The sequence below is a fragment of the Frateuria defendens genome (genome assembly GCF_001182895.1).
In the GTDB taxonomy this organism is placed as follows: Bacteria; Pseudomonadota; Gammaproteobacteria; order Xanthomonadales; family Rhodanobacteraceae; genus Frateuria_B; species Frateuria_B defendens.
The window spans coordinates 1-4,972 of the sequence record NZ_LFQR01000151.1; the positions used below are offsets into that span (position 1 = coordinate 1).

The window sequence follows — 4,972 nt, forward strand, 5'->3', positions numbered from 1 at the left end:
TGGGCAAGCAAAGAAAAGTAACTCGCTCCCCGGCAGGGGAGCGAAACCCCCGGCCAAAGGCCGGCCAGATCGCGATAACGCTTCGCTTCAATCAAGGCGCGAGGCACGGAATGACTCGCTCCGCTCGCCCCTGCGGAGCCGTCCTTCGGACATTCTGCGCGCTGCGCGCTTGTCCAGCCTGCGCCGGAGCGACGAGCAAAAGCCACGGCGCGAGCCACGTTCCCGCGAGCACCCGCCCCTCACCCCAACCCTCTCCCCACAGGGGAGAGGGAGCCAGGTATCGCGACGGCTGCAATGCCGCGAGGCATTCAACCCATGACCCCCGAATCCATCATCGCCTTCGGCCAACACGCCCTCTACGTCGCCATGTTGGTGGCCGCCCCCCTGCTGCTCACCGCGCTGGTGGTGGGCCTGCTGATCGGCGTGATCCAGGCCGCCACGCAGATCAACGAGATGACGCTGAGCTTCATCCCCAAGCTGATCGCGATGGCGCTGGTGGCGCTGGTCACCGGGCCGTGGATGCTGCGCACCCTGGTGCAGTTCACCCGCCAGCTGATCGAAGGGCTGCCCGGGGCGATCCGGTGAACAGCTTCTCGCTGGCCGCCCTGCAGGCCTGGGTCGGCTCGCTGCTGTGGGTGATGGCGCGGGTGGGCGGGCTGTGCCTGACCGCGCCGGTGCTGGGCGCCACCACGATCCCGGCGCGCATCCGCGTGGGGCTGGTGGTGATGCTGACCCTGGTGCTGCTGCCGCTGGCGCCAGCCACGCGGATCGACCCACTGACGGCCGAGGGCCTGTCCGCGCTGGTCGGGCAGCTGCTGCTCGGTGCGGTGCTGGGCTTCGTGCTCAAGCTGATGTTCGAGGCGGTGGCGGCCGGCGGCCAGCTGGTGTCGCAGAGCATGAACTTAGGCTTCGCCGAATCGGTGAACCCGACCGAGGGCGGCAGCACGCCGGTGCTGGGGCAGTTCTACACGGCGCTGGTGACCTTGCTGTTCCTGGCGATGGACGGCCACCTGCGGCTGGTCGCGCTGCTCGCCGACAGTTTCCAGACGCTGCCGCCGGGTGCTACGCCGATCGGCCCGGCCGGCCTGCACGCGCTGGTGCTGTCCGCCGCCCAGCTGTTCGCCGGCGCGGTGCGGGTGGCGCTGCCGGCGATGACCTCGCTGCTGGTGGTGAACATCGGCTTTGCCGCGATCAGCCGCGCGGCGCCGGCGATGAACCTGTTCGCGGTGGGCTTCCCCATCACCGTGACGCTGGGCATGGTGGTGCTGTGGATGGCGCTGCGCAGCCTGCCCGGCGCCTTCGGCGCGCTGGAGGCCGGCGCGTGGTCGTTGATGCGTTCGCTGGTTGGCGGGTGACGCCATGGCCGAGCACGACGACGACCAGGAACGCACCGAACAACCTTCCGAGAAACGCCTCCGCGAGGCGCGCGAGAAGGGCGACGTCCCGCGCTCGCGCGACCTCTCCGGCGCGCTGGTGGTGCTGGCCGGCGTGGCGGCGCTGCTCGCCACCGGGCCGGAGGCGTTCGCGCATGCGCGGCGCATCTACGGGCTGGGCCTGGACTACGGCCGCGAGGCCTTGTTCTCCGACGCGCTGCCGGCGCGCGCGCTGGGGCTGGCGCTGCGCGAGGCGACGGCGCTGTTCGCGCCGGTGGCGCTGGCGACGGTGCTGGCGACCTTCGCCGCGCCGATGCTGATCGGCGGGCTCAACCTCAGCGGGCAGGCCTTGCAGCCCAAGCTCGAACGGCTCGACCCCATCGCCGGCCTGGGCCGCATCTTCGCCCTGCGCGGGCTGGTGGAGCTGGGCAAGTCGCTGCTCAAGCTGCTGCTGATCGGCGCGGTGCTGGTGATGGTGATGCTGCATTGGGAGCGCGAGATGATGGCCACCGGCCGTGGCGCGGTGGCCGCGGGCATCGCGCTCTCGCTCGGCCTGCTCGGCCGCGCCGCGCTGCTGTTCGGCGCCATCCTGGCGCTGATCGGCGGCCTCGACGCGCTGTACCAGAAGTTCGACCACGGCAAGCGCCTGCGCATGACCCGCCAGGAACTGCGCGACGAGGCCAAGGAGACCGAGGGCAACCCCGAACTCAAGGGCCGTATCCGCCGCGTGCAGCACGAGCTGGCGCGCCGCCGGATGATGCAGGAGCTGCCCAAGGCCGACGTGGTGGTGACCAACCCCACGCACTTCGCGGTGGCTCTGCGCTACGACGAGGGGCGCAGCGGCGCGCCGCGGGTGATCGCCAAGGGCGTGGACCTGGTGGCGCAGCAGATCCGCGCGGCCGCGGCCGATCACCGCATTCCGCTGGTGGAGGCGCCGCCGCTGGCACGCGCCTTGTATGCCACCACTGCCCTGGGGCGCGAGATCCCGGTGGCGCTCTACGTCGCGGTGGCCCAGGTGCTGGCCTATGTGTTCCAGCTGCGGCAGGCCGTGGCGCAGGGCCACGCGCCGCCGCCCGCGCCGCAACCGGACATCGACCCCGAGCTGATGGGTCCGTACCAGCCTTGAAGGAAGCCGCATGGCCGTTAGCACCACCCTCAACCAACTGAAGCTGCTCGGCCGCCGCGGCGCCGGCGCGCCCATCGCCATGCTGGCGGTGCTGGCGATGGTGATGCTGCCGCTGCCGCCCTTCATGCTGGACATGCTCTTCAGCTTCAACATCGCGCTGTCGCTGGTGATCGTGCTGGCGGTGATCTACGTGATGCGGCCGCTGGAGTTCGCCGCCTTCCCCACGGTGGTGCTGGGTGCCACCTTGCTGCGCCTCGCGCTCAACATCGCCTCCACCCGCGTGGTGCTGCTGCATGGCCACGACGGCCCCAGCGCGGCGGGCAAAGTGATCGAGGCCTTCGGCGAGTTCGTGATCGGCGGCAACTTCGCCGTGGGCCTGGTGGTGTTCGCCATCCTCACCATCATCAACTTCGTGGTGGTGACCAAGGGCGCCACCCGCGTGTCGGAAGTGACCGCGCGCTTCACCCTGGACGCCATGCCCGGCAAGCAGATGGCGATCGACGCGGATTTGAACGCCGGCCTGCTGACCCAGGAGCAGGCGCGCGAGCGGCGCCAGGAAGTGCGCGAGGAGGCGGATTTCTACGGCTCCATGGACGGCGCCTCCAAGTTCGTGCGCGGCGACGCCACCGCGGGCATCCTTATCCTCATCATCAACATCGTCGGCGGCTTCTTCGTGGGCGTGCTGCAGCACGGCCTCTCCGCCGGCGAGGCGGCGCGCACCTACACCCTGCTCACCATCGGCGACGGCCTGGTGGCGCAGGTGCCGGCGCTGATGCTCTCGGTCGCCACCGCGGTGATCGTCACCCGCGTGTCCAAGGCGCAGGACATGGGCAAGCAGCTCTTCGGCCAGGTGTTCGGCCAGCCGCGCGCGCTGGCGGTGGCCGGCGTGGTGCTGGGCGTGATGGGCCTGGTCCCGGGCATGCCGAACCTGGCCTTCCTGCTGCTCGGCGGCGCGCTGGGCGGCGGGGCCTGGCTGCTGATCAAGCGCGAGCGCGAGACGCGCGCCCGGCTGGCCGAACCGGCCGCCGCCGAGGCCGCCGCCGCGCCGCCGCCCGAGCGGCTGGAGCTGGGCTGGGAGGACGTGGCCAGCGTCGATCCGCTGGGGCTGGAGGTGGGCTACCGGCTGATCCCGCTGGTGGACGTGCACCAGGGCGGCGAGCTGATGGGCCGGATCAAGTCGGTGCGCCGCAAGCTCTCGCAAGAGTTCGGCTTCCTGGTGCCGGCGGTGCACATCCGCGACAACCTCGACCTCGGCCCCAACACCTACCGCATCACCCTGATGGGCGTGCCGATGGGCGAGGCCGAAGTGCACGTGGAGCGATTGCTGGCGATCAACCCCGGTCACGTGCACGGCCCGCTGCAGGGCATCGCCACGCAGGACCCGGCCTTCGGGCTGGAGGCGGTGTGGGTCGAGCAGGGCCAGCGCGAGCTGGCGCAGAGCCTGGGCTACACCGTGGTGGACCCGGCCACGGTGATCGCCACCCACCTCTCGCACATCCTGCAGAACCACGCGCACGAGCTGCTCAGCCACCAGGACGTGCAGCAGCTGCTCGACCGCCTGGCGCAGACTGCGCCCAAGCTGGTGGAGGACCTGGTGCCCAAGCGCCTGCCGCTGGGCGTGGTGGTGAAGGTGCTGCAGAACCTGCTGGCCGAGCGGGTGCCGGTGCGCAACATGCGCGGCATCGTCGAATCCTTGGCGGAGCATGCCGCGCAGAGTCAGGATCCCGGCGCGCTCACCGCCCAGGTGCGTGTGGCGCTGGGCCGGCAGATCGTGCAGGAGATCGCGGGGCTGGGTACCGAGATCCCGGTGATCACGCTGGCGCCGGAGCTGGAGCAGATCCTGCTCGGCTCGCTTGCCGGCGGCGGCGTGGCCGGCGCGGCGGTGGAGCCGGGCCTGGCCGACCGCCTGCAGCAGGGCGTGGCCGACGCCGCGCGCAAGCAGGAAATGAACGGCGAACCGGCCGTGCTGCTGGTCGCCCCGCCGCTGCGCCCCTGGCTGGCCCGCTTCACCCGCCACGTGGCACAGAACCTGCACGTGCTCGCCTACAACGAAGTGCCCGACAACCGCCGCGTGCGGCTGGTGCAGGCATTGGGGCGGTAATTGAGAGCCGGGAATAGGGAGTCGGGAATGGAGAATAGAAAAAGCAGGCTTCCACAAGGTTTGACGATGCGCGCCGTTCCGATTCCCCATTCCCGATTTCCTATTCCCCGCGAGCGGAGCGAGCCCGGAATAGGGCATGGCAAGAGCGGATGCCTGCCAGCTTGCGCCGCCTCCGCTGTTCCCATTTCCCATTCCCTATTCCCGATTCCCGCGAGCAGAGCGAGCACATGAAAATCAAGCGTTTCCTCGCCCCCGACATGCGCCAGGCCATGCGCGAGGTGCGCGAGGAGCAGGGGCCGGATGCGGTGATCCTCTCCACCCGTCGGTTGGAGGAAGGCATCGAGATCATCGCCGCCATCGACTACGACGAGG

Annotated in this window: 4 protein-coding genes and 1 pseudogene; all 5 read left to right on the forward strand. The window is 70.4% G+C overall.

Annotated elements, in window-relative coordinates; genetic code table 11:
• The first annotated feature begins 315 nt into the window (after positions 1-315).
• Positions 316-585 (forward strand): flagellar biosynthesis protein FliQ, encoded by a 270-nt coding sequence (gene fliQ, locus ACH65_RS16865; RefSeq protein WP_049623795.1) that lies wholly within the window; start codon positions 316-318, stop codon positions 583-585.
• Positions 582-1,355, forward strand: coding sequence for a flagellar biosynthetic protein FliR (fliR, locus tag ACH65_RS16870; RefSeq protein WP_049623796.1), 774 nt, complete (start codon positions 582-584; stop codon positions 1,353-1,355). The genes fliQ and fliR overlap by 4 nt, the downstream gene beginning before the upstream one ends.
• Before the next feature lie 4 nt (positions 1,356-1,359).
• On the forward strand, positions 1,360-2,499 hold the full coding sequence (gene flhB, locus ACH65_RS16875; protein ID WP_049623797.1) for a flagellar biosynthesis protein FlhB: 1,140 nt from the start codon (positions 1,360-1,362) through the stop codon (positions 2,497-2,499).
• 10 nt (positions 2,500-2,509) lie between these two features.
• Positions 2,510-4,600, forward strand: a complete 2,091-nt coding sequence (gene flhA, locus ACH65_RS16880; protein WP_049623798.1) for a flagellar biosynthesis protein FlhA — start codon at positions 2,510-2,512, stop codon at positions 4,598-4,600.
• A 227-nt stretch (positions 4,601-4,827) separates the two neighbouring features.
• Positions 4,828-4,972, forward strand: a pseudogene (locus ACH65_RS20030) (flagellar biosynthesis protein FlhF); the annotation flags it as partial.